The organism is Microbacterium nanhaiense, from assembly GCF_014646015.1.
Taxonomy (GTDB): domain Bacteria; phylum Actinomycetota; class Actinomycetes; order Actinomycetales; family Microbacteriaceae; genus Microbacterium; species Microbacterium nanhaiense.
Map to the genome: position 1 here is coordinate 1 of NZ_BMMQ01000002.1, position 25,131 is coordinate 25,131.

21 protein-coding genes and 2 rRNA genes are annotated in these 25,131 nt (G+C 70.0%); 22 read left to right on the forward strand and 1 reads right to left on the reverse strand.

From position 1 onward, the window contains the following. Nucleotides 1–234: ribosomal RNA gene (locus IEX05_RS02820) — 23S ribosomal RNA — on the forward strand; the annotation flags it as partial. 144 nt (nt 235–378) lie between these two features. Then, nucleotides 379–495: ribosomal RNA gene (rrf, locus tag IEX05_RS02825) — 5S ribosomal RNA — on the forward strand. Between the two features lie 61 nt (nt 496–556). Here the strand turns inward: rrf and IEX05_RS02830 are convergent. Continuing rightward, the gene (locus tag IEX05_RS02830; protein WP_188699889.1) at nt 557–2,080 is read right to left on the reverse strand and encodes a hypothetical protein; all 1,524 of its coding nucleotides are present in this window, start codon (nt 2,078–2,080) and stop codon (nt 557–559) included. Here IEX05_RS02830 and IEX05_RS02835 point away from each other — a divergent pair. The 20 genes from IEX05_RS02835 (at nt 2,036) to der (ending at nt 25,096) form a co-directional block, all read left to right on the forward strand. Then, complete coding sequence (locus tag IEX05_RS02835; RefSeq protein WP_188699890.1) at nt 2,036–3,115, forward strand: tetratricopeptide repeat protein; 1,080 nt, start codon at nt 2,036–2,038, stop codon at nt 3,113–3,115. The two genes, IEX05_RS02830 and IEX05_RS02835, sit on opposite strands and share 45 nt — an antisense overlap. After that, nucleotides 3,115–4,152, forward strand: a complete 1,038-nt coding sequence (locus tag IEX05_RS02840) for an HAD-IIA family hydrolase (protein ID WP_188699891.1) — start codon at nt 3,115–3,117, stop codon at nt 4,150–4,152. The genes IEX05_RS02835 and IEX05_RS02840 overlap by 1 nt, the downstream gene beginning before the upstream one ends. Before the next feature lie 106 nt (nt 4,153–4,258). Beyond that, on the forward strand, nt 4,259–5,044 hold the full coding sequence (locus tag IEX05_RS02845; RefSeq protein WP_188699892.1) for a TlyA family RNA methyltransferase: 786 nt from the start codon (nt 4,259–4,261) through the stop codon (nt 5,042–5,044). Between the two features lie 128 nt (nt 5,045–5,172). Then, nucleotides 5,173–6,135 carry an NAD kinase gene (locus IEX05_RS02850; protein WP_188699893.1) on the forward strand — a complete coding sequence of 321 codons (963 nt, stop codon included), beginning with the start codon at nt 5,173–5,175 and terminating at the stop codon, nt 6,133–6,135. After that, nucleotides 6,132–7,817 (forward strand): DNA repair protein RecN, encoded by a 1,686-nt coding sequence (gene recN / locus IEX05_RS02855; protein ID WP_188699894.1) that lies wholly within the window; start codon nt 6,132–6,134, stop codon nt 7,815–7,817. The genes IEX05_RS02850 and recN overlap by 4 nt, the downstream gene beginning before the upstream one ends. A 7-nt stretch (nt 7,818–7,824) precedes the next feature. After that, complete coding sequence (locus IEX05_RS02860; RefSeq protein ID WP_188699895.1) at nt 7,825–10,620, forward strand: DUF2207 domain-containing protein; 2,796 nt, start codon at nt 7,825–7,827, stop codon at nt 10,618–10,620. Between the two features lie 87 nt (nt 10,621–10,707). Next, nucleotides 10,708–12,396, forward strand: a complete 1,689-nt coding sequence (gene pyrG / locus IEX05_RS02865; protein ID WP_188700376.1) for a CTP synthase — start codon at nt 10,708–10,710, stop codon at nt 12,394–12,396. Then, a complete protein-coding gene (locus tag IEX05_RS02870) occupies nt 12,393–12,956 on the forward strand; it encodes an NUDIX domain-containing protein (protein WP_188699896.1) in 564 nt (187 codons plus the stop codon). Before pyrG ends, IEX05_RS02870 begins: the two co-directional genes overlap by 4 nt. A 7-nt stretch (nt 12,957–12,963) precedes the next feature. Next, nucleotides 12,964–13,875, forward strand: coding sequence for a site-specific tyrosine recombinase XerD (gene xerD / locus IEX05_RS02875; protein WP_188699897.1), 912 nt, complete (start codon nt 12,964–12,966; stop codon nt 13,873–13,875). Between the two features lie 117 nt (nt 13,876–13,992). Continuing rightward, complete coding sequence (locus IEX05_RS02880) at nt 13,993–15,051, forward strand: hypothetical protein (RefSeq protein WP_188699898.1); 1,059 nt, start codon at nt 13,993–13,995, stop codon at nt 15,049–15,051. Next, nucleotides 15,051–16,628: an efflux RND transporter periplasmic adaptor subunit gene (locus tag IEX05_RS02885; RefSeq protein WP_229661095.1), complete on the forward strand. Its 1,578-nt coding sequence runs from the start codon at nt 15,051–15,053 to the stop codon at nt 16,626–16,628. Before IEX05_RS02880 ends, IEX05_RS02885 begins: the two co-directional genes overlap by 1 nt. Beyond that, nucleotides 16,625–17,299: an ABC transporter ATP-binding protein gene (locus IEX05_RS02890; protein ID WP_188699899.1), complete on the forward strand. Its 675-nt coding sequence runs from the start codon at nt 16,625–16,627 to the stop codon at nt 17,297–17,299. The genes IEX05_RS02885 and IEX05_RS02890 overlap by 4 nt, the downstream gene beginning before the upstream one ends. Next, on the forward strand, nt 17,299–18,585 hold the full coding sequence (locus IEX05_RS02895; RefSeq protein WP_188699900.1) for an ABC transporter permease: 1,287 nt from the start codon (nt 17,299–17,301) through the stop codon (nt 18,583–18,585). The genes IEX05_RS02890 and IEX05_RS02895 overlap by 1 nt, the downstream gene beginning before the upstream one ends. Nucleotides 18,586–18,694: 109 nt before the next feature. Continuing rightward, nucleotides 18,695–19,555 carry a ParA family protein gene (locus IEX05_RS02900; protein WP_373286281.1) on the forward strand — a complete coding sequence of 287 codons (861 nt, stop codon included), beginning with the start codon at nt 18,695–18,697 and terminating at the stop codon, nt 19,553–19,555. A 61-nt stretch (nt 19,556–19,616) separates the two neighbouring features. After that, nucleotides 19,617–20,402 carry a segregation and condensation protein A gene (locus IEX05_RS02905; protein ID WP_188699902.1) on the forward strand — a complete coding sequence of 262 codons (786 nt, stop codon included), beginning with the start codon at nt 19,617–19,619 and terminating at the stop codon, nt 20,400–20,402. Next, entirely contained in the window at nt 20,395–20,955 is a 561-nt protein-coding gene (scpB, locus tag IEX05_RS02910; protein ID WP_188699903.1) for an SMC-Scp complex subunit ScpB, read from the forward strand. Before IEX05_RS02905 ends, scpB begins: the two co-directional genes overlap by 8 nt. A gap of 78 nt (nt 20,956–21,033) precedes the next feature. Then, nucleotides 21,034–21,792 (forward strand): pseudouridine synthase, encoded by a 759-nt coding sequence (locus IEX05_RS02915; protein ID WP_188699904.1) that lies wholly within the window; start codon nt 21,034–21,036, stop codon nt 21,790–21,792. Continuing rightward, the gene (locus tag IEX05_RS02920) at nt 21,789–22,898 is read left to right on the forward strand and encodes a prephenate dehydrogenase (RefSeq protein ID WP_188699905.1); all 1,110 of its coding nucleotides are present in this window, start codon (nt 21,789–21,791) and stop codon (nt 22,896–22,898) included. Before IEX05_RS02915 ends, IEX05_RS02920 begins: the two co-directional genes overlap by 4 nt. After that, nucleotides 22,891–23,577 (forward strand): (d)CMP kinase, encoded by a 687-nt coding sequence (gene cmk, locus IEX05_RS02925; protein ID WP_188699906.1) that lies wholly within the window; start codon nt 22,891–22,893, stop codon nt 23,575–23,577. The genes IEX05_RS02920 and cmk overlap by 8 nt, the downstream gene beginning before the upstream one ends. Then, on the forward strand, nt 23,567–25,096 hold the full coding sequence (der, locus tag IEX05_RS02930; RefSeq protein ID WP_188699907.1) for a ribosome biogenesis GTPase Der: 1,530 nt from the start codon (nt 23,567–23,569) through the stop codon (nt 25,094–25,096). The genes cmk and der overlap by 11 nt, the downstream gene beginning before the upstream one ends. The last annotated feature ends 35 nt before the right edge of the window (nt 25,097–25,131 follow it).

Below are 25,131 nucleotides of genomic sequence, written 5' to 3' on the forward strand. Positions count from 1 at the left end.
CCGGGGTGGACGAACCTCTGGTGTGCCAGTTGTCCTGCCAAGGGCATGGCTGGTTGGCTACGTTCGGGATGGATAACCGCTGAAAGCATCTAAGCGGGAAGCCGGCCTTGAGATGAGACTTCCATGGACTTCGGTCCGAGAGGCTCCCAGCAGACTACTGGGTTGATAGGCCAGATGTGGAAGCACAGTAATGTGTGTAGCTGACTGGTACTAATAGGCCGATGACTTGATAAACACTTTCTTCTGTATGAAAGTTCGCGTCCACTTTGTGGTTCNTCCCCTAGGGTTTGATTCCCTGGTGGGGTTGTTGATAGTTGAATAGTGTTTCGCTATCTGAAACAGGTTTGCCGCACGTTTTGCGTGTTGGTTGCTGGTTGTTTCGGTGGTTTTAGCGAGAGGGAAACGCCCGGTCACATTCCGAACCCGGAAGCTAAGCCTCTCAGCGCCGATGGTACTGCAAGGGGGACCTTGTGGGAGAGTAGGACACCGCCGGACTTTACTTAGACGAAAGGGTCGCCCAATGCTGGGCGGCCCTTTTGTGCGTTTACGGTTTGGTTTAGGCTCGTAGGACGAGCAAAGAATAACGAGTGCGCGCGTTGAGCGCGCATGACATAGGGGAGTGGGCATGGCCACCGACGAGAACAACGACAAGAACGATCGCCGAAACGACGGCGAACGTCGTCCTCGGCGTGAGGCCGGCTCCGACCGGAACAGCGGCGGCCGCGGCGATTATCGCGGGCCTCGCGATGGAGAGCGGCGCAACGGCGACCGCGACGGCGGGTATCGAGGCCCGCGTCGCGATGACGACCGCCGCGGCGGTTTCCAGGGCGGAGACCGTCGTGAGGGCGGCTACCGCGGTGACCGCGATTCGCGCGGCGGGCGTACCTTCGAGCGACGCGAGGGCGGATCGCAGGGCGGCCGCGACGGCGCGTACCGCGGGCCGCGTCGCGATGACGACCGCCGGGGCGGCTATCAGGGTGGAGACCGTCGTGAGGGCGGCTACCGCGGCGGTCGCGACGAGCGACGCGATGGCGGCTACCAGGGTGGTCGGGACGGAGGATTCCGCGGCCCGCGCCAGGGCGACGATCGTCGTGGCGGTTTCCAGGGCGGCGAGCGACGCGAGGGCGGCTACCGCGGAAACCGTGAGGGCGGCCCGCGCGAGGGGCGCTCGTTCGACCGTCGCGACGGCGGCTACCAGGGGCGCCGGCAGGGCGACGCTCGAGGCGGACGTCCCAACGAGGGCCGCGAGGGCGGCTATAGGGGCAACCGCGAAGGCGGCTATCAGGGTGGCCGCGACGGCGGGTTCCGTAGTCCCCGCCAGGGCGACGACCGTCGTGGCGGTTTCTCCGGCGGCGACCGTCGCGACGGCGGCTACCGTGGTGGCCGCGACGGCGGCTACCGTGGTGGCCGCGACGGCGACTCGCGTTCGGGCGATCGTCGCGAGGGCGGGTTCCGCGGGAACCGCGACGGCGACTCGCGTTCGGGAGACCGCCGCGAGGGTGGCTACGGCGGCGGCCGATCGTCCGACCGTCGCGAGGGCGGTTACCAGGGACGCCGTGACGGCGACGCCCGAGGCGGACGCCCTGCCGAGCGCCGCGAAGGCGGTTACAGGGGCAACCGTGAAGGCGGCTACCAGGGTGGCCGCGAAGGCGGATTCCGCGGCCCGCGCCAGGGCGACGACCGACGCGGAGGATTCTCCGGCGGCGACCGCCGCGACGGCGGCTACCGTGGCGGCCGCGATGGCGATTCGCGCGGAGGACGTTCCTTCGACCGTCGCGAGGGTGGCCGCGACGGCGGCTACCGCGCACAGGGTCGCGACGACCGCCGCGACGGCGGATATCGCGGGGGATTCCACGGTGAAGATCGTCGTGACGATCGCCGTGACGATCGCCGTGACGATCGCGGGGGCGACCGCTTCGACCGTTGGGATGAGCGCGAGGAGAACCCCCTCGCCCCGCACCGCGAGCGGATCGCGGATCCGGCGCTGCCCGAGGACATCACCCCGAAGGATCTCGCCCCGGCGGCGCGCAACGAGTTGAAGACCCTGAGCGCCGAGAACGCCGAGCGGGTCGCGCGTCACATGGCGATGGCGGCTCAGGCGATTGATGACGACCCGGTGCTCGCGCACGAGCACGCACAGGCCGCCATGCGTCACGCCGGTCGTGTGGCCGTGGTGCGCGAGACGCTCGCCATCACGGCCTACGCGACGGGTGACTTCGCTCTCGCGCTTCGGGAGCTGCGTACCGTGCGCAGGATCACCGGACGCAATGATCACGCCGCGATGATCGTCGACAGCGAGCGCGGGGTGGGACGCCCGGAGAAGGCGCTCGAGGAGGGGCGCGCGACGGATCGCGAGGCGCTCCCGATCGCGCAGCGCGTCGAGCTTGCGATCGCGATGTCGGGCGCTCGCCTCGACCTCGGCCAGACCGAGCTCGCCTTGCACGAGCTCGACATCCCCGAGGACGACCCCAACAAGGCGTACGAGTGGAGCGCCGGACTGTTCGCGGCGCGCGCCGCCGTGCTCGAAGACCTCGGTCGCACGGACGAGGCCGCCGAATGGGCGCATCGCGCCGAGGTCGCGGCGGACGCCGTCGAAACCCGCCTGGCGGAGGACGACACCGTCATGGTGCACGAGATGCACGCCCGCGACCTGGGGCTCGAGTGGGAAGACGAGGCCGCGTACGACCGCGCGGAGTCGGCCGACGATCACGGCGACGCCGAGGACGCCGAAGAGCGCGCGGAAACCGCAGACGCCGAGGACGCCGAGGACGCCGAAGAGCGCGCGGAAACCGCAGACGCCGAGGACGCCGAGGACGCCGAAGAGCGCGCGGAAGCCATACACGCCGAAGGCGCCGAAGACGCCGATGAGCGTTCGGAAGCCGCAGACGCGGCCGTCGAGGCGGACGCCCCCGCCGACGCAGAGCAGGGTGAAGACACGAACGACCTCGGGCCCGTCGAGACCGAGGACGCCGGAGAGGAACCGGCCGACTCGGCAGGCATCGCGGACGACGCGGCGTACGACCCCGCCGAGGGCGAGCGGTCGATCGAGGACGAGGTGAGCGAGATCCTCGCCGAGGCGGGCATCGTCGACGACGATCGCGAGGACGAGAAGTAATGGCGCTGTTCGGACGGAAGGACCCCACCCCGCTCGACGGAGTTGACGTCGTGCTCGCCGACCTCGACGGCGTCGTGTACGCCGGCCCCGGCGCTATCCCGCACGCGGTCGAGAGCCTCAACCGCGCCGAGAGCGAGGGGCGCAAGATCGGTTTCATCACGAATAACGCCTCGCGCACCGACGCTTCTGTTGCTCAGCACCTCGCGGATCTCGGGCTGCACACGGTAGCGGAGGATGTCGTGACCAGCCCGCAGGCGGCCGTCGCGCTTCTCGCGCAGAAGGTCCCCGCCGGATCCACGGTGCTCGTGGTGGGCGGCGAGGGGCTGGTCGTCGAGCTCGAAAAGGCGGGATACGTCGTCACGCGGAGCGCGGACGATTCTCCGGCGGCGGTGCTGCAGGGCTTCAACCCCGACGTCTCGTGGACGCACCTGGCCGAGGCGGCCTACGCGCTGAAGACTCCGGAGGCCGAGGGCGGGATCCCCTGGATCGCGACGAACACCGACTGGACGATTCCGCGCGAGCGCGGCATCGCGCCCGGGAACGGAACGCTCGTCTCGGCCGTTCACACGGCGGTGGGGCGACTCGCGACCGTCGCGGGAAAGCCCGAGGCCCCGATCTTCCACGCCGCGACGAAGCGTTTCGGGGCGAAGAAGCCGCTGTTCATCGGCGACCGCCTCGACACCGACATCCAGGGCGCGCAGGCGGCGGGCATGGCGTCGGCGCTCGTGCTGACGGGCATCGACCGACCGAAGCAGGTGCTCGCGGCGCCCTCGCACTCGCGCCCCACCTACATCGTCGGCGACCTGCGCGACCTGTTCGAGCCGTACCCGGAGGTCAAGCAGCGCAACGGCGTCACGACGGTGGGCTCGGCGAAGATCCGCACGAGCGACGGGCCGCAGATCGAGATCCTCGATGAGGGCGATAGCCAACTCAATCTGCTGCGGGCCGGCGCGCACGCGATCTGGTCGACCGGGCGAGCGATCTTCGGATTCAACGTTCCCGAGATCCTCTACCGCGATACCTTCCACAGGCAGTGATGATGGATCCCGAGGCGATCGAAGAACTGCCGCTCGACGAACGAGCGGCGGCGTATCAGGCGGCCTACGACGAGCTCGCGCGCGAGATCGAACGGGACGCCGAGGCGTGAGCGAGCGCCTCGACGCCCAGCTCGCCGCCCGCGGCCTCGCGCGTTCGCGCACGCACGCCGCGCGCCTCATCGCCGAGGGGCGCGTGCGGGTCGATGGATCCATCGCCGTCAAGCCCGCGGCCAGGGTCGCCCCCGAGCAGACGCTCGAGGTCGAAGCGGATCACTGGGTGAGCCGCGCGGCGCACAAGCTGATCGCCGGCCTCGACGGATTCGGGGTAGCCGTCGCCGGGCGCCTCGCGCTCGACCTCGGCGCGTCCACAGGGGGCTTCACCCAGGTGCTTCTCGAACGGGGCGCGGAGCGCGTGATGGCGGTCGACGTCGGTCACGACCAGCTCGCGGGCGAGCTTCGCGCCGACGAGCGCGTGAGCGTCGTCGAGGGGTACAACGTGCGATACATGACGCGCGAAAGCCTCGCATCCGCGAGCGGAGTCGACGAGGCGCCGAGCGTTGTGACGGGCGATCTCTCGTTCATCTCGCTCGCGCACGTGCTTCCCGCCGTCCGCGCGGTGATGGCAGACGCGGCGGACGTCATCCTGCTCGTGAAGCCCCAATTCGAGGTCGGGCGCACGGGCGTTCGCGGGGGAGTCGTCGTCGATGACGACCTGCGGGAGCGAGCGGTCGCCGACGTCGTCGACGCGGCGGAGCGTGCGGGCCTCGTCGCGCACGGCGTCCTGCCGTCGCCCGTCGAGGGGATGCACGGGAATCGCGAGGCGTTGCTCCACCTCCGCGCCGATGGCGCCCGCCGCAGCTGGGCGGCGGAGATCCGCCGTGCGGTGCGATGAGCGGATCTCGTTTCGCGCAGTCTGAACGTTCTTCGAACATTTAGACGAATCGCCGCCGCGCGTCCCGCATCAGCCGCGCGATCCGACACAATGGGAACCACCTGGCTTCACTGAGGATGGGATGGCTGATGACGAAGCGCAAGATCCTGGTGGTCGCGCATGCGCACCGCAACGACACGGTCGAGGCAGCGGTGCGGGTCGTCGATACGCTCACCCGCTCCGGCGCGCTCGCCGTCATGGACGCCGAGGATCGCGCCGACCTGTCCGTGCTCGCGCCGGTGCTCTCGGATGTGGCGGTTCTCGGCGTCGACGTTCCCATCGCCGATGTCGACCTCGCGATCGTCCTCGGCGGCGACGGCACGATCCTGCGCGCCGCGGAACTCGTCCGCGAGGGCACCGCCCCCGTTCTCGGGATCAACATGGGGCACGTCGGCTTCCTCGCCGAGATCGAGCGCGACAACATGGACGCGGCGGTCGCGCGCGCGATCGCGGGCGACTACGACGTCGAGGAGCGCCTCGCCCTGTCCGTAAAGGTGCGCGACGCGCGGGGGGAGGTCGTGTTCGAGAGCTTCGCGCTGAATGAGGTCACCGTCGAGAAGGACAGCCCGGGGCGAATGATCGAGGTCGTGCTCGAGATCGATCGCCGGCCCCTGTCGAGCTTCGGCGCCGACGGCGTCGTCATCGCGACCCCGACGGGATCGACGGCGTACGCCTTCTCCGCAGGCGGCCCCGTCGTCTGGCCGACCGTCCAGGCGATCACGGTCGTGCCAATCTCGGCGCACGCGCTCTTCGCGCGCCCGCTCGTGGTCGGCCCCGAACATGCCGTCGCGCTGGAACTCCAGAACTCACCGGGAGCATCGGGCGTGGTGTGGTGCGATGGCCGCCGCAGCTACGCGCTGCCGGCCGGGGCCCGGGTGTCCGTGCGACGTTCGCCGGTGCCGGTGCGTCTGGCGCGGCTGCACCCCGCGGCCTTCACGGACCGCCTCGTGCGCAAGTTTCAGCTGCCGGTCCAGGGGTGGCGCGGGCCGTCCGGATCGATGCAGACGACATCGATCAACATCGTGAAGCCGAACTCGGAGGCCACCCGATGATCGAACAGATGCGGTTGACGGGCCTGGGCGTGATCGCCGACGCGGTCCTGCCCATGGGCCCCGGTTTCACCGCGATCACGGGCGAGACGGGCGCCGGCAAGACCATGGTCGTCACGGGTCTCGGGCTGCTGATGGGGCAGCGGTCCGACAGCGGGACGGTGCGCTCGGGCGACGATCAGGCCGTCGTCGAGGGCATCTGGAACGTGCCCGCGGAGGGCCGCGTCGCCGATCGGGTGCGCGAGGCGGGCGGTGAGCTCGAACCCGCGGAGAATGGTCGCGGCGAGCTCTACCTCTCGCGCACCATCTCGGCATCGGGGCGCAGCCGCGCATCCGTGGGTGGGCGCACCGCGCCGGCCAGCGTGCTCGGCGAACTCGCGGAGATGCTCGTCGCGGTGCATGGGCAGACCGACCAGCTTCGCCTGAAGTCGACGGCGGAGCAGCGCGAGACCCTCGACCGTTTCGGCGGCGACGTAGTGCGCGACGCCCGCTCGGCGTACCGTGCCGCGTACGAGGCGTTCACTCGCATCGATCGCGAGCTCACCGAACTCGTCGCCGAGCGGGACTCGCGCGCCGCCGAGGCCGAGCGGCTGCGGCACGCGCTCGCCGAGATCGAGACGACTGCGCCGACGTCGGGCGAGGACATCGAGCTTGCCGCGCGCGCGGAGCGGCTCGCGAACGCCGAGCAGCTCCGCGAGGCGGCCATGCTCGCGCGGGAGGCGCTCTCGAGCGAGGAGGGGTCGGGCGATGTCTCGACCCTGCTGGGCGAGGCACGACGCGGGCTCGAGCGGGCGACGGATCCCGCTCTCGCGTCGATCGGCCAGGCGATCGACGAGATCAACTACCGGATCGGCGACCTCGCCGTCGAGCTGTCCAGCTATCTCGCGGACCTCGACGAGCAGGGGCCGACGGAGCTCGCCGCCGTCGAGGAGCGGCGCGCCGTGCTCGCGGATCTCGCGCGCAAGCACGGATCCCTCGACGAGGCGATCGCGCTGCTGGAGAGCGGATCCGCGCGTCTCGCGGAGCTCGACGACGACGGCGACCGCATCGAGCGGCTCGCCGCGGATCGCGACACGGCACGGGCCGACCTCGACCAGGCCGCGGGACGCCTGAGCGCCGAGCGCCGCACGGCCGCGGCGCGACTCGCCGAGCTCGCGACGGAGGAACTGCACGCCCTCGCCATGCCCAACGCGACGCTCACGGTCGAGGTCGCCGACGGACCGGAGTCGGTCCACGGCCGCGACACCGTGTCGTTCCTGCTGGCGCCCCACCCCGGGGCCGAACCCCGCATCGTCTCGAAGGGCGCATCCGGGGGCGAGCTCAGCCGCGTCATGCTCGCGATCGAGGTCGTCGTCGCGGCGACGGATCCGGTGCCGACCTTCGTCTTCGATGAGGTCGACGCGGGCATCGGCGGGGCCGCGGCCATCGAGGTCGGGCGGCGCCTGGCCAAGCTCGCCGAGAAGTCGCAGGTCATCGCCGTCACCCACCTCGCGCAGGTGGCCGCCTTCGCGGGCAACCATCTCAGCGTCGTCAAGTCGCACGACGGTTCAATCACCTCCTCCAGCGTGACGCGCCTCGAGGGAGCGAAGCGCGAGGCGGAGATGGCGCGGCTGCTAAGCGGTATGGCCGACAGCGAAGCGGCGCTGACCCACGCCCGCGAGCTGCTCGAGGTCGCTCGGGGATAGCAGACCCGTGTCGACTCCCGAGCGGATCCCCGCGCCCGCCCCGCCCCGCCACACGCCGCTGTACGGCTGGTTGGCCGGGCGCATGGCCAGGTGGGAGCGCGGCGATGAAGCGGCGAGCCGGCGAAGTATCGGTGCCGTATGGTCCACCTGCGTTCTCCTGCTCATCGGCTGCGCGGTGCTGCTGTTCGGACCGATCGTCAACGCGCCCACCTCGCTCGACGACGTGCTCGACACGACGCGCGATGCCGCGCACGACCGGTGGATCGCCCGGGAGACGAGCGTCGAGATGAGCCTCGAGCTCGGCGATGACGGCCGGCTCCGCGCCCAGGTCGTCGAGTCGTTCACGGCGTTCTTCCCCGACGACATCGACGAGTCGGGCATCGAACGCACCGTGCTGGCCGAGCTCGAGGGACACGACCTGAATCCGCGGCTGAGCTCCGCGACGCTCGACGGCGAGGCGATCGAGCCCGACGAGCGCCGTTCGGCGACGCGCACGAGCTGGGTGCTCGATGCGGGGGAGCGCCTCAGCGGCGACCACGAGTTCTCGCTCGCATACAGCCTCGACGACCTCGCCTACGACACCGAGGATCCCTCGAGCGGGAGGCGCATTCAGACGATCTACTGGGACGCGTTCGGCCCCGAGTTCGAGCAGGGCTCGGCGAAGACGGCGTTCTCGATCACGATGCCGCGCGAACTCTCGGACGCGCTCGTATCGGGGCCCCGGGGTGCGGTGTACTGGACGATCATCGGTTCGTCGGCCGTTCTCGAACCGGAGAGCGTCGGGCCGGGACTCGTGCGGTACAGCGTCACGAACGACCAGAACCTGCCCCCGTACGCGTCGATGACGATCGAGGCGGATTTCGACGAGGGCACCTTCTCGATGCCGACGCCGACGGTGCTGTTCTGGCTCATGCTGCTCGGGCCGTTCCTGCCGCTCGCCCTCTGCGCCGTGCTCCTGACGAGCGCCCTCGCCGCGCGGGCCGCGCTGTGGTCCGATGCCGAGGGAGACCCGTGGATCGTCGCGCGATTCACCCCGCCGAAGGGCGTCTCGCCCTCGGTTGCCGCGCGCGTGATGCGCGCCCGGCGCACCGTGCGTCTCGTCGATTTCGTGGCGCGCTACCAGGGCGAACCGAGCGCTCGTCACGAGCGGCAGCTCGCCCGTGAGGCACGGCTCGCCGCGTCACCCGGGCTCGCGATCGCGCGCCCGTCGGGGTACCGCTCGTCGAAAGCCTGGCGCGAGCAGTTCGAGCAGAAGCTCCGGCGACGGCCGCGAGGGCTCGTCACCCACGTCCTGCTCGCCGCCGCCGTCGTTCTCGTCGGAGCCCAGTTCGCGCTCACTCGGCAGCTGGCAGGTCACGAACGCATCGGCCTCGAGTGGTGGCCCGTTGCCGCCACGGGCCTGCTCATCGTGCTCGCGGTCATCACCGCCTCGGTCGTCCTCACCGCGGCACCGCTGACGCCGCGCGGCGCCAAGCTGCGAGACGCGGTCGAGGGGATTCGCCTATACGACCGAGGGGCGAACCTCGGCGAGCTCGTCGATATCCACGACCGGCTGCTCCCGTACGCGCTGATGACCCGCACCCCGCGCGAGTCAGCCCGAACGATCCAGCGGGTGCTCGCCGATGCGCGCATCGAGCCGGATCGCACTCCGCGCGGCCTTCCGGCGCTCCGCGCATCGGTGCGCGTCGTGCCCGTGCTCGCGGTCGCGGCCGCGATCGTCTTCGTGTCGGTCTTCCCCGGGCCCACTTCGGACGCGCCGGGAAGCGCGAGCTACGAGCTCGACCGGCCGGGGCGCTACGGCGTGAGCGTGCAGCGCTTCGACGCGGAGGCCGGGATCGCCGGCGGATCCGCGGACCCGCGGATCGAGGTGACGGAGACGCTCGACGTGACCGTGCTGGACGCGGGGCGCACGCCGCAGCTCTTTCGCGACTGGCATGATCGCGTCGACGGCCACGACACCCGCCTGAGCGTCACCGAGGTGCGCGTCGATGGATCCCCGGTCCCCTTCGAGCAGGAACGCGTCTCCGCGCCGCGAGTGCAGGCCGACCATGCCATGATGCAGACGCGCATCGAGGCGCCGTGGCCAGGCACCCACACCGTCGAGATCGACTACGTCGTCGCCTCGCCCGTCGCCACGGTGAGAACGGCGGACGGCTGGCAGCAGCGGATCCGGTGGGCGGCGCTCGCACCCGGTTGGGACTGGGATTGGGACGACTACGACACGCCCCTCGAGAGCGCGAGCGCGAGCCTGAGGGTGCCCGAGGAACTCGCGAGTCTCGCCGCCGAAGCCCCGACCGGCTGGGAGATCGACCGGCGCGATCGCGAAGACCGCGAGGCGGAGGTGACGCGCGCCGGGGACGTCACGACGATGCGCTTCGCCGGGCCCGGCGAGTACGGCCTCGACACCGAGTACGACGATTCCGACGCCGGCATACAGCTCGTCTTCGACGAGGGCACGTTCGCACAGGCGGGCACGCGCGCGGAGTGGCGCGCGATGCGCATCGCGGAGGCACGCCCCGTGTGGATCCAGTACGTCTTCGCCCTGCCGGCGTTCGCCGCGGGCATCATCGGCGTGCTGCGTCGCCCGCGCCGCGGAACCGCCCGCGAAGCGGTGAGCTTCGTCTCGATCGGGTTCACGATCGCGAGCATCGTGACCTGGTTCTGGGGCTCGGTCAACGCCTACGGCGAGGAGCCGTGGTTCGCCGTTCCGGGCATCATCATGCTCGCGAACATCGCGCTCGCCATCACGGCGTCCGTCCTCATGTGGCGCACGGGGCCATCTCCCGCGCCGCGCACGGGGTGAGTATGCTCGTGCTCAGTGCTTTCTCAGCGTGCGACCCAGCCGCACACATCTGGAGCCCGGACTCGGGGGATAGGATCGAAGCCCGTGATGCAGACTTCTGACGCGGCGATTACCGACACCACTACCAAGCAGATCTTCGTGACGGGCGGTGTCGTCTCCTCTCTCGGCAAGGGGCTCACGGCGGCCAGCCTCGGCAACCTGCTGACGGCGCGCGGCCTGCACGTCGTGATGCAGAAGCTCGACCCCTACCTCAACGTCGACCCGGGAACGATGAACCCGTTCCAGCACGGCGAGGTCTTCGTCACCGACGATGGCGCGGAGACCGACCTCGACATCGGACACTACGAGCGCTTCCTCGACGTCAACCTCTCCCAGGCCGCCAACGTCACGACCGGTCAGATCTACTCGAAGGTCATTGAGCGCGAACGCCGCGGCGAGTACCTCGGCGACACGGTGCAGGTGATCCCGCACATCACCGACGAGATCAAGCGCCGCATGCGCCTGCAGGCCGAGGCCGAGCGCAAGCCCGACGTCATCATCACCGAGGTCGGCGGCACGGTCGGCGACATCGAATCGCAGCCCTTCCTCGAGGCCGCCCGTCAGCTGCGCCACGAACTCGGCCGGGGCAACGTCTTCTTCGTCCACGTCTCGCTCGTGCCGTTCATGGGCGCTTCCGGCGAGCAGAAGACCAAGCCGACCCAGCACTCCGTCGCCGCTCTGCGCCAGGTGGGCATTCAGCCCGACGCGCTCGTGCTGCGCAGCGACCGCCCCGTGACCGAGGCGAACCTCAACAAGATCGCCCTGATGTGCGACGTCGACGCCGACGCGGTCGTCAACACGGTCGACCTGCCGAGCATCTACGACATCCCGACGACGCTCAACTCGCAGGGACTCGACAGCGTCATCATCAAGAAGCTCGGGCTCGACACCAAGGCGGGCGAGGTCGACTGGACCCGCTGGCAGCGCGTCCTCGACGCCGTGCACCACCCCAAGCACGAGGTGACGATCGGTCTCGTCGGAAAGTACATCGACCTGCCCGACGCCTACCTCTCGGTGACGGAGGCGATCAAGGCCGGCGGCTTCGCGCACGGCGCGAAGGTCGGGATCCGGTGGATCCCCTCCGACCTGTGCGAGACGGAAGAGGGCGCGCGTGAGAACCTCGCCGACCTCGACGGCATCGTGGTGCCCGGCGGCTTCGGGATCCGCGGAATCGAAGGCAAGCTCGGTGCGCTGAAGTTCACGCGCGAGCAGGGGATCCCGACGCTCGGTATCTGCCTGGGCATGCAGACCATGGTCATCGAGTATGCGCGTAACGTCGCGGGCTTCGCCGGCGCGAGCTCGACCGAGTTCGACCCGGAGACGCCCGTCCCCGTCATTGCGACGATGCAGGAACAGGTCGAGATCCTCGACGGCGGCGACCTGGGCGGCACCATGCGCCTCGGGCTCTACCCGGCGAAGCTCGCCGAGGGTTCGATCGCGGCCGAGGTGTACGGCACGACCGAGGTCGAGGAGCGCCACCGTCACCGCTACGAGGTCAACAACCGCTACCGCGACCAGATCGCCGACGCGGGCCTCGTGTTCTCGGGCCTGAACCCCGACCTCGACCTGGTCGAGTTCGTCGAGCTGCCGCGCGACACGCACCCGTACTACATCGCCACGCAGGCGCACCCCGAGCTGCGGTCGCGGCCCACCGAGGCGCACCCGCTGTTCCGCGGCCTCGTCGGTGCGGCGATCGAGCGCGCCAGCTCGAGCGAGCTGTTCGAGGTCGCTGAGTGACGACGCTTCGTGACGAGCCCTTCGAGGTCGACGTCACGCGCAGCGAGGTCGTCTACAACGGGTACGTCTGGGACGTCCGCGAGGACACCTTCCGCTACGGCAAGACGTCGCTCGTGCGGCACTATCTCGATCACTCGGGCGCCGTGGCCGTTGTCGCGATCGACGACGAAGACCGCGTGCTCCTGATCCAGCAGTATCGTCACCCGATTCGCAGTCGCGACTGGGAGATCCCCGCCGGTCTCCTCGACGTCGCTGGCGAGGATCCTCGCGACGCGGCCGCTCGCGAGCTCGCGGAAGAGGCCGACCTCGAGGCCGACCGGTGGGAGGACCTCGGGAACTTCGCGGTCTCGCCCGGGGGATCCGAAGAGTTCGTGCGGATCTTCCTCGCAAGCGGGGTGCGCTCGACCGGCGAGACCTTCGATCGGGACGACGAGGAGGCCGACATCCGCAAGGCATGGGTGCCGATCTCCGAGGTGCTCGACGGCATCTCCGAGGGGCGCCTGCACAACGGCATCATGACGATCGGCGTGCTCATGGCGGCGCGCCGCCGCGGCATCTGACGCCATCATGCAGCTCGATCGTGCGATCGACGGCTATCTGCGCCATATCTCGATCGAGCGCGGTCTGAGCGACAACACCGTGGCGGCGTACCGGCGAGACCTCGCCGGTTACGCCGCCTGGCTCGCGGAGCGCGGCATCGCCGACTCCGGCGAGATCGCACCCGACACGGTCCGGGCCTTCGTCGAGCACGCCGCGGCGGTGGATCCGCCGCCGGCGTCGAGCTCGCTCGCACGGCTCCAGTCCTCGGTCCGGGGGCTTCACCGTTTCCTCGCCCGCGAGGGCGCGGCGAGCACGGATCCTACGACGAAGCTCGTGCCGCCGAAGCAACCGCAGAAGCTTCCCAAGGCGCTCACGATCGCGCAGGTCGAGGCGCTCCTCGAGGCGCCAAGCGCGGACGATCCGATCGGGATCCGCGACCGCGCGCTACTGGAACTGCTCTACGCGACCGGCGCGCGCGTGAGCGAGGCGATCGGACTCGACGTCGATGACATGCGCCACGGCGACATCCTGCGGCTGCGCGGCAAGGGCGATAAGGAGCGCATCGTGCCGCTCGGCTCCTACGCTAGAGCCGCCGTGGAGGCGTACCTGACGCGCGTTCGGCCCGCGCTCGCCGCGAAGTCGACGGCCACGCCGAAGCTCTTCCTCGGGGCACGGGGACGGCCGCTGTCCCGTCAGAGCGCGTGGCTCGTGATCCAGGCCGCGGCGGAGAAGGCCCAGCTTTCGGCGCACGTTTCGCCGCACACGCTGCGCCATTCCTTCGCGACTCACCTGCTGCAGGGCGGCGCCGATGTCCGCGTCGTCCAGGAGTTACTGGGACACGCGTCCGTCGCCACGACGCAGATCTACACGCACGTCTCGGCGGACACACTGCGCGACATGTACCAAGCGGCGCACCCCCGCGCCGCGTCGTCATCCTGACGGATATCGCGCGAGAGAAGGTCATCCTTACGGCGGATGCGAGCGCCTGAGTATTCTGCCATGCTGGGGCACGAACCGACCACAGCACACGGCGACAGCACGCCAGTCAGGAACCCCATGCGCACTCTCCGTCCCCTCGCGATCCTTGCCACGACGGCTGCCCTCGGGCTCACCCTCTCCGGGTGCGGCGCGATCAGCGGAATCTTCGGGGGAGGGGGCGGCGAGAAGCTTAGCTACGAGGACTCGCCCCTGAACGAATACATGTCGGCGCTCTACGGCGGGGACCTTTCACCCGAGGCGATGCAGGACGAGGCCGAGGCGCAGCAGGTGCTGATGGAGGAATCGATCGCCGCCTGTATGCAGGCGGAGGGGTTCGAGTACATCCCCCTGACCGGCGACAACTCGGGGATGTCGTTCGACTCGGGCATGGAATGGGAGCCCGATGAGCGCGAATGGGTCGAGAAGTACGGCTACGGCATCTTCGTGTGGCCGGGCAGCGAGGAGCCGGTCGAGGAGGGCGAGGAGTTCACCGACCCGAACCAGCCCTACATCGACTCCCTGAGCGAATCCGAGCAGCAGGCCTACTTCGAGGTCCTCTCGGGTCCCTCGCCGACGGAGGAGCAGATGAACGATCCCGAGTTCGACTGGAGCTCGATGGACATGGGCTGCCAGGGCAAGGCCTCGGAGGAGATCTTCGACAGCAACGCGCTCGATGAGCTCTATGAGCAGTACGAGCCGCTGATGGAGAAGATGAACGGCCTGTACGAGGAGCTCGAGAGTCTCGACTCGGTCGTCGAGCTCGACGCGAAGTGGTCGACGTGCATGGAAGACGCAGGCTTCCCCGGTTTCGAGGTGCAGACCGACGCGCAGGAGTCGTTCTCCGACATCCAGAGCGAGCTCTACGAGAACGCCAGCGGCGAAGAACCCGACTGGGAGAACGCGACCGAGGAGGAGATCAACGCCTACTACGAGTCGACCGACCCCGCGAACTCCCAGGAATGGAAGGACGCCGCGGCCGACGAGATCAAGACGGCCCTGGCCGACCTCGACTGCCGCGAGGAGACCGACTACTCGAACGCGAAGCTCACGGCCCAGTTCGAGCTCGAAGAGCAGTTCATCGAAGACAACGAAGCCGAACTCGAGGCGTTCCGTGCCGCGGCCGAGCAGGTCATGTGATGGCGTTCCGTCGCAAGAAGGAGGCCCCCGCGCGCCTCGACGATGTGGATGCCATCCTGGCCGACGCCGGCGATGACACCGAGGAGGCGCCCGCTCCGTCCGCTCGTGCGGGCGGGTGGGGTCGCGTCGTGCGGGGAAACCGTGGCCTGTGGGTGACCGCCATCGTCGCGGTCGTGGCACTCGCGGGTGGCATCGCGCTCGGCCACTTCGTCGTGTCGCCGTTCGACCGCGCCGCCGGCGAAGCGGCGCCCCCGCCCGGGCTCGTGACCGTCCCGGTCGAATTCGGCGAGCTCAGCAACGACGTCACGATCCGCGGCGACGTCGGATACGACGATGCGGTCGAACTGAAGATCGACACCTCCTCATTCGAGGGCGCGGCGATCGTCACCGGTCAGGTGCCCGAGCGCGGCGCCGAGCTCGGCCCGCTGTCGATCGCGCTCGAGGTGACGGGTCGCCCCGTGATCGTCCTGCCCGGCGAGCTGCCCGCCTACCGCACCCTGCGCATCGGCGCCTCCGGCCCCGACGTGACGCAGCTGAAGGAATCGCTCGCGGCCGTCGGCATCGATGCCGGCGATCCCGGATCCGATGTCTTCGACGCCGCGACGGCTGCCGGTGTCGCCGCCCTGTACGACCAGGCGGGCTATCCCGCCCCGGCGCCCGAGGAGGGCGCGGGCGAGGCCGTCGTGGTGGCGGAGAGCGGCGTGCGCGATGCGCAGCAGCAGCTCGCCGACGCACAGGCCGCGCTCGCCGATGCCCAGAAGGGGCCCGACGAGATCGCGATCCGCGAGGCCGACGGCGCTGTCGATTCGCTGTGGCGGCAGGTGAAGGAACTCGAGGCTGCGGGCGAGGATGCCTCCGACGTGCGAAACCAGATGGAGATCGCGAAGTTGCAGCGCGCCCAGCTCGACGTGGCTGCCGACACGAGCGCCGAACAGCGCATGATCGATGCCGCGAACGCGTCCCTCGAGTCCGCCCAGGAGCAGCTCGCCTCGGCGCAGGAGGCCGTGCAACCGTACCTCCCGGCGAGCGAGGTGCTGTTCATGAGCCAGCTGCCGCGCCGCGTCGACGATGTCGTCGTGTCGCGCGGGGACAGCGTGTCGGGCGCCGCGATGACCGTGTCGGGCGCGACGGTGCAGCTGACCGCGAGCGCGGGCGAGACCGAGTCGCAGCTGCTCGAGGAGGGCATGACGGCGAGCTTCGAGCTGCCGAGCGGCGCCGAGCACGCCGCGACGGTCACGTCGATCGGTAAGGCCGAGGGTGGTCGCGTGAGCATCGCCCTGGAGCCGGACCCGCTCACACCGGAGCAGCTCGACGAGCTCCGCGGCGAGAACGTGCGCGTGAACATCCCCGTGGGGGCCACCGAGGGCGAGGTGCTCTCGGTGCCGTACGCGGCCCTGACGGCGGGCCCCGGCGGTGAATCGCGCGTCGAGGTCGTGATGGGCGACCCCCGTGACGGCGACGAGGCGGAGACCCGGATCGTGACGGTCGAGACCGGACTCGCCTCGGGCGGCTACGTCGAGGTGTCGCCCACGGACGGCGAGCTCCAGGAGGGCGACCTCGTGGTGGTGGGGTCGTGACGCCGCTCGTCGAGCTGCGCGACGTGACGAGATCGTTTCCCGGCCCGCCCGAGGTCCAGGCGCTGAAAGCCGCGAACCTGTCGATCGACGCGGGCGAATACGTGTCCATTGTGGGGCCGAGCGGATCCGGGAAATCGACGATGCTTAACCTGCTCGGTCTCCTCGACCGGCCGACGGTCGGCGAGTACCGCCTGGCGGGCACGGCCACGAGCGAGCTGACGGAGGACCAGCGCGCGGCCGTGCGCGCGCAGGCGATCGGGTTCGTCTTCCAGTCGTTCCACCTGATGTCGCGCCGAACTGTTTTCGACAACGTCATGATGCCGATGACCTACAGCGGCGTGCCGCGCGCGGAGCGAGCCCGCCGAGCGGACGACGCGCTCGAGCGCGTCGGTCTCGGGCACCGGCGCACCTTCTACCCGGGCACGCTCTCGGGCGGCGAGAAGCAGCGCGTCGCGATCGCGCGCGCCGTCGTCTCGGATCCGCAGCTGCTGCTCGCCGACGAGCCGACCGGTAGCCTCGACCAGCGCACCTCGGGCGAGGTCATGGAGCTCTTCGAAGACCTCAACGCCGACGGCCTCACCCTCGTGATCATCACGCACGACCAGGCGGTCGCCGAGCGGGCGGGCCGCAGCGTGCGCATCTCCGACGGCCGACTCAGCGAGGTGTCGTGATGGGGTGGCGGAAGAAGCCCCGCGCCGCAAGCGCCGACACCGGACAGCTGCTGAGGCCGGTCGAACGCGCCGACCGCTTCTCGGCGAGCGACCTCGTCTCCGAGGCGACGAGCGACATCGGCTCCCGCCCGGGCCGTCTCATCATGACGATCCTCGGAACGGTGCTCGGAATCGGCTCACTCGTCGCGACCTGGGGTTTCGCGCAGACGGCGGCCGGGCAGATCTCGAGTCAGTTCAACCAGGCGGCATCCACCCAGGTCTCCATCGAACCCGAGACCGCGTCGTTCGGTGAGAACAGCGGCGCGCTGGGTCGAATCCCGTGGGATGCGCCGGAACGGCTCGAGCGTCTCGCGGGCGTCGACGGCGCGGCGCTCCTCAGCGAGGTGGCGCTTGCCGAGTCGGCGACGATCACCTCGGTGCCGCTCAACGACCCGTCAGCGCCTACGACCGCGGTGCCTCCCGTGCGGGCGGCATCGTCGCAGCTGCTCGACGTCGTGGGCGGCGAGATGCAGACGGGGCGGATGTTCGATGCGGGGCACGACGAGCGCGGCGACCGCGTTGCCGTGCTCGGGTCACGCATCGCGGAACGGCTCAACATCGCGCGCGTGGACAGCCAGCCGTCGATCTTCATCGACGGACTCGCCTACGCCGTGATCGGCATCGTCGGCGATCTGCACACCCACGGCGACCTGCGCGACGCCGTGATCGTGCCGAGCGGCACGGCGCGCCAGGACTTCGGCCTGTTTGCGCCGGGCGAGGCGATCGCGCACATCGCTGTCGGAGCCGGCCCGCAGGTGGCGGAACAGGCGCCGCTCGCGCTCGCGAGCGACGATCCGGACTCGCTCAAGGTCCGCGCCCCGCAGGCCAGCTCGACGCTCGGCGACGCGGTGCAGGGCGACGTCAACGTCGTCTTCCTGATCGTGGGTGCCGTGTCGCTGCTCGCCGGAGGGCTCGGCATCGCCAACGTCACGTTGCTTTCCGTCACGGAACGCACGGGGGAGATCGGCCTGCGCCGGGCGCTCGGGGCGACGCGGCGGCAGATCGCGGCACAGTTCACCGTCGAGTCGATCGTCATCGGCGTGCTCGGCGGCCTCATCGGCGCCGCGCTCGGCGTGCTCGCCGTCGTCGGGGTCTCGGCGATTCAGCAGTGGACCGCGGTCGTGGATCCGTTCGTCGCGATCGCCGGGGTCGTCGTTGGCGCGCTCGTGGGCTGGATCTCGGGCTGGTATCCCGCGCGCCGCGCGTCGCGCATCGAACCGATCACCGCGCTGCGGGCGGGCGGCTGACGCGGATCCGGGTGCGCGACGCGCCCGGATCCGCGAACCGCGGGGAAAAGTGAGCCCCCGAATGTAACGGTGCCGATACACTCGGGGGAGCGTGTCAGGAGGAACATCGGTGGCGAAAAAGAACGACGACGTCGTTATCGGCCCTACGGGTCGCCCCTACAACGGGTTTGCGACCCCCGCGAAGCTCGAGCGCCACGGTCCCGCCCGAATCATCGCCCTCTGCAACCAGAAGGGCGGCGTCGGCAAGACGACCACGAGCATCAATCTCGCCGCGTCGCTCGCCGAATACGGGCGCAGGGTTCTCGCGGTCGACTTCGACCCGCAGGGCGCGCTGTCGGCGGGTCTCGGCATCAACACCCACGACATGACGACGATCTACGACCTCATGCTCGACACGAAGCGCGACGCGCACGATGCGATCGTGCACACGCACATCGACGGGCTCGACGTCATGCCCGCGAACATCGACCTCTCGGCCGCCGAGGTGCACCTCGTCAACGAGGTCGCCCGCGAGATGATCCTCGCCCGCGTGCTCTCGAAGGTCGCCAAAGAGTACGACGTCATCCTCATCGACTGCCAGCCCTCGCTCGGCCTGCTCACGGTCAACGCGCTCACGGCCGCCCACGGCGTCCTGATCCCGCTCGAGTGCGAGTTCTTTGCGCTGCGCGGTGTCGCCCTGCTGATCGAGACGATCGAGAAGGTGCAGGACCGCCTGAACCCGTCGCTCGAGCTGGACGGCCTGCTCGCGACCATGTACGACCCGCGCACGCTGCACTCGCGCGAGGTGCTCGAGCGCATCGTCGAGACCTTCGGAGACAAGGTCTTCGAGACCGTGATCGGCCGCACCGTGAAGTTCCCGGACGCGAGCGTGTCCGGCGTCCCCATCATCGAGTACGCGCCGCAGCACCCGGCGGCGCAGGCGTACCTCCGGCTGGCCCGCGAGCTGGTCGACCGCGGCGCCGTCGCATGATGCCCCGGCGTCCGTCGGCCGACGCCGCGGCGGGGGCCCGGCGGCGCGCGGAGGTCTAGAGATGCGGGAACCCGAGGCGGGGTTCCGCGTGTCGCTGTCGAACTTCGACGGCCCCTTCGACCTGCTCCTGACGCTGATCGGCAATCGCGAGCTCGACATCACGGAGGTCGCGCTGTCGGCGGTGACGGAGGAGTTCATCGCCTACCTCGCGAGCGCCGACGCCGAGCTCGACGAGACGAGCGAGTTCCTCGTCGTCGCCGCGACGCTGCTCGACATGAAGGTCGCGGGGCTCCTCCCTCAGGGAGAACTCGTCGACGCCGAATCGGTCGCGCTGCTCGAGGCGCGCGACCTGCTCTTCGCGCGCCTGCTGCAGTACCGCGCGTTCAAGGAGGTCTCCGCGTGGTTCGCGGAGCGGATCCGTTCGGAGGACGCGCGCCATGCGCGCGCCGTGCCGCTCGAGCAGAAGTACCGCGCGACGACGCCCGAGCTGTCGTGGAAGCTCTCCGTCGATGACTTCGCGGCGCTCGCCACGCTCGCCCTCACGCCCCGCGAGATTCCGACCGTGGGGCTCGGCCACCTGCACGCCCCGCGGGTATCGATCCGCGAGCAGGCGGCGATCGTCGTGTCGAGCCTGCGCACCCACGGCGCCCTCACCTTCCGCGAGTTGGTGGCCGGATCCCCCGAGAGGGGAGTGATCGTCGCGCGCTTCATCGCGATCCTCGAGCTCTACCGGCACGCGGCGGTCGTCTTCGAGCAGCTCGAGCCGCTCGGCGAACTGACCGTCAGATGGGTCGCGGAAGAATGGACCGACGAGACGCTCGCCAGCTTGGGGACGGACTATGAGTGACGAACTGAACCGCCGGCTCGAGGCGATGCTCATCGTCGCCGAGGAGCCGATGAGCGCGACCGCGCTCGCCGCAGCGGTCGGATCGCCGTTGCGCGAGGTGCGGGCGGCGCTGGCCGCGCTCCGCGACGATTACGACGGTCGCGGATCCGGGCCGCAGCGCGGCTTCGAGCTGCGCGAGGTCGCGAGCGGCTGGCGGATGTACGTGCGATCGGACCTCGACCAGGTCGTGACCGATTTCGTCGGAAGTCAGGCGCCAGCGCGGCTGTCGCAGGCGGCCCTCGAGACGCTCGCCGTGATCGCATACAAGCAGCCCGTCTCGCGCTCGCAGGTCGCTCAGATCCGCGCCGTGAACGTCGACGGCGTCGTGCGGACCCTGCTCGGGCGGGGTCTGATCACGGAGGTGCAGACGGATCCGGACACCGGTGCGATGCTGTACGGCACCACGGAGCTGTTGCTCGAGAAGCTCGGCATCTCGTCGATCGACGAGCTCCCGCACATTTCGCCGCTCCTCGATGACGGATCCGACGGATTCGAGGGTCTGGAAGGCATTTAACCAGCCAGATCCGCCAGAATGGAACGACGTGTGTCCGCATCGCATCGCGAGCGGGTTGGTCGCGACGGAGAGCGAGATATGGCAGATCAGGAACAACCGGAGGGCGTGCGCCTGCAGAAGGTGCTGGCGAACGCGGGCGTCGCGTCGCGTCGCGTGTCCGAGAACCTGATCGCCGAGGGCCGCGTGCGCGTCAACGGAACGGTCGTGACCGAGCTGGGTCGGCGCATCGATCCGGAGACCGACCTCGTCGACGTCGACGGTCAGGCGGTGCAGCTGGACGTCTCCAAGCGGTACGTCATGCTCAACAAGCCCCGCGGCGTGATGAGCACGATGAAGGACGAGCAGGGGCGCCCCGACCTTCGCGAGTTCACGCGCGAGTTCGACGAGCGCATCTACAACGTCGGCCGCCTCGACGGCGACACCTCGGGCCTGCTGGTGCTGACCAACGACGGCGAGCTCGCGAACGTGCTCGCGCACCCGCGCTTCGGCGTCACGAAGGTGTACATCGCGAAGGTCAAGGGCGAGGTGCGCGGGTCGACCGTGCAGCAGCTCGTGAAGGGTATCGAGCTCGAGGACGGCCCGATTGCCGCCGACAAGGCACGGATCCTCGACGTCTCGCGCGGCACGAGCCTCGTGGAGCTGACCCTGCACTCGGGCCGCAACCGCATCGTCCGCCGCATGATGGCGAAGGTCGGCCATCCCGTCGTCGAGCTCGTGCGCCGCCAGTTCGGGCCTCTGCACCTCGGACCGTTGCGCACCGGAGAGATGCGCGAGCTGACGAAGGAAGAACGCGGCGCGTTGCTGACGCTCGCCCGCGAGGCGGAGGCGCAGAAGTGACGGATCTCGTTCCCGGCAAGCTCGCGCGCGTTTCCGGATCCGTGCGCATCGTCGGTGCGGGGCTCCTCGGCTCGAGCATCGGACACGCGCTCGTGAAGAACGGCGTCGACGTGATCCTCGCCGACACCTCGCCGGCGCAGCTGCGCCTGGCGGTCGACTACGGCGCCGGTCGCGCCGAGGCGGAGGGCGATGCCCCCGATCTCGTCGTCGTCTGCACCCCGCCCGACGTCGTCGCCGACACGGTCGCCGCTGAGCTCGAGCGCTACCCGAACGCCGTCGTCACCGACGTCGCGTCGGTCAAGCTCGAGCCGCTGCGCGAGCTGCGGCGACGCGGCGTGAACCTCGTGAACTACATCGGCTCGCACCCTATGGCGGGTCGCGAGCGCGGGGGAGCGATCTCCGCGCGCGCCGACATCTTCCTCGGGCGGCCGTGGGTGATCTGCCGCGACGGCGAGACGCCCGCGAGCGCGCTCGCGCTCATCGAGGACCTCGCGCTCGACCTGGGCGCCGTCCCGATCGAGATGACCCCGGAGGAGCACGACCGCTCCGTCGCGCTCGTCTCGCACGTCCCGCAGGTCGTCGCCTCGCTCCTTGCCGCGCGCTTCGCCGAGGCGCCGGAGATGTCGCTGAGCCTCGCCGGTCAGGGCGTGCGCGACACCACCCGGATCGCCGCGAGCGCGCCCGAGCTGTGGGTGCAGATCCTCGCGGCGAATGCCGCGCCGGTCGTGGAGCAGCTCGACCTGATCGCGGCCGACCTGCAGCGCGTCGCCGACGCCCTCCGGGATCCGGAGGCGGCGGGTGCCCGACGGACGACGGCCGACGCGATCCGCGACGGCAACCTCGGCGTCGCCCGCCTGCCCGGCAAGCACGGGCAGCGGCGCATGTTCGAGACCTTCGTCGTGATGGTCGACGACGCCTCCGGTCAGCTCGGCCGCCTCTTCGGCGACCTGGGCGAGCTCGACGTCAACGTCGAGGACTTCCGGCTCGAGCACTCGCCGGGCGCGCAGCTCGGTCTCGCCGAGATCGCGGTCGACCCGGCGACGCTGCAGAGGGCCGTCGACGGCATGTCGGCGCGTGGATGGAGGATTGCGGGTGCGCATGTCTGAGACGTTCTTCGTGGGAATCGACGGCCCGGCGGGATCCGGGAAGTCGAGCGTGTCGAAGGAGGCCGCGCGCAGGCTCGGTTTCGGTTACCTCGACACCGGCAGCGTGTACCGCGCCCTCGCGTGGTTCGTGCTGTCGCGCGGCGGGTCGACGACGGATCCGGCGGCGGTGGAGTCGGGATTCGCCGACTTCGAGCCGAGCATATCGCTCGACCCCGACGTCCGCACGATCGCGGTCGGCGAGACGGATGTGACGGACGCGATCCGTACACCCGAGACGACGGCTGCCGTCGCGGGCGTCGCGAAGACGCTCAGCGTGCGCGAGAAGATCAACGAGCTGTTCCGGCGGATCGTCGCCGACGCGTCGCTGCCCGGCGTCATCGTCGAGGGCCGCGACATCACCACCGTGGTGGCGCCCGACGCCCCCGCGCGGATCCTGCTCACCGCCCACCCCGATGTGCGCGCCGCGCGCCGCAGCAAGGAGATGGGCGCGGACGACGTGGCGGCGGTGGCGGAGGCCATGCGCCGGCGCGACGCCTCCGATTCCACCGTGGTCGACTTCCTGAACGCCGCCGAGGGCGTCACGGTCGTCGATACGACACACTTGAACTTCGACCAGTCCGTCGACGCCGTGCTCGCGGTGGTCGACGAGCGACGAGAGGAAGGCCGCAATGGCCGCTGAATACGACGACGACTACGAGGCGAACGACGACCTCATCGAGCGCCTGGAGGGTCTCGACGACGAGCTGATCGAGGCTCGCGCCGAGGCGCTGCGCCAGAGCCTCGCCGACTACGAACTCGAGGACGACGACGCCGAGCTGCTCGCCGGCATCCAGGTCGACGAGCACGGCAACGAGTACCTGCCCGCGCTGCCGGTCGTCGCGATCGTCGGCCGCCCCAACGTGGGCAAGTCGGCTCTCGTCAACCGCATCCTCGGCCGCCGCGAGGCCGTCGTGGAGGATGTGCCCGGCGTCACGCGTGACCGTGTGACGTACAAGGCGGAGTGGCTCGACCGGCGGTTCTCGCTCGTCGATACCGGCGGGTGGGAGCCCGACGCGAAGGGCATCGACCGTTCGGTGGCGCAGCAGAGCGAGGTCGCGATCGACTTGGCCGACGTGATTCTCTTCGTCGTCGACGCGAAGGTGGGCGCCACGGCCACCGATGAGCACGTCGTGAAGCTGTTGCGCAAGACGAAGAAGCCCGTCTTCCTCGTCGCCAACAAGATCGACGACGCCTCGCACGAGGTCGAGGCCGCGGCCCTGTGGAACCTGGGCCTCGGCGAGCCGTACCCCATCTCGGCCATCCACGGCCGCGGCGTCGCCGACCTGCTCGACGCCGTGATGGCGAAGACCCCGGAGATCTCGGCGGTCGCGAAGCACGAGATCGGCGGACCGCGCCGCGTCGCGATCATCGGTCGCCCGAACGTCGGCAAGTCGTCGCTGCTGAACAAGTCGGCGGGCGAGGAGCGCGTCGTCGTCAACGAGCTCGCCGGCACCACCCGCGACCCGGTCGACGAGATCGTCGAGGTGGGCGGGAAGCTGTGGACCTTCGTCGACACCGCGGGAATCCGCCGTCGCGTGCACATGCACCAGGGCGCCGACTTCTACGCGAGCCTGCGCACCTCGACGGCGCTCGAAAAGGCGGAGGTCGCGGTCGTCGTTCTCGACGTGACCGAGCCGATCAGCGAGCAGGACGTGCGCATCATCGACCTCGTGCTCGAATCGGGCCGCGCGCTCGTGCTGGCGTTCAACAAGTGGGACCTGCTGAACACTCCCGAGCTGGAGGACAAGGAGCGCCGGTACTTCCTCGAGAAGGAGATCGAGAAGGATCTCGCGCACGTGGCCTGGGCGCCGCGCGTGAACATCTCGGCGAAGACGGGCCGTCATCTCGACAAGCTCGTTCCCGCCCTCGAGGAAGCGCTCGAGAACTGGGACCGCCGCATCCCGACCGGAAAGCTCAACGCGTTCCTCACCGAGCTCGTCTCCGAGCACCCGCACCCACTGCGTGGCGGCAAGCAGCCCCGCATCCTCTTCGGCACGCAGGCGAGCACGCGTCCGCCGACCTTCGTGCTGTTCACGACGGGCTTCCTGGACCCCGGCTACCGCCGCTTCATCCAGCGTCGCCTGCGCGAGGTGTACCCCTTCGAGGGCACGCCCGTCGTCGTGAACATGCGCGTGCGCGAGCGCCGGAAGAAGAAGTAAGTCTTCCGTGGGGCGGCCTTCGGGCCGCCCTTTCG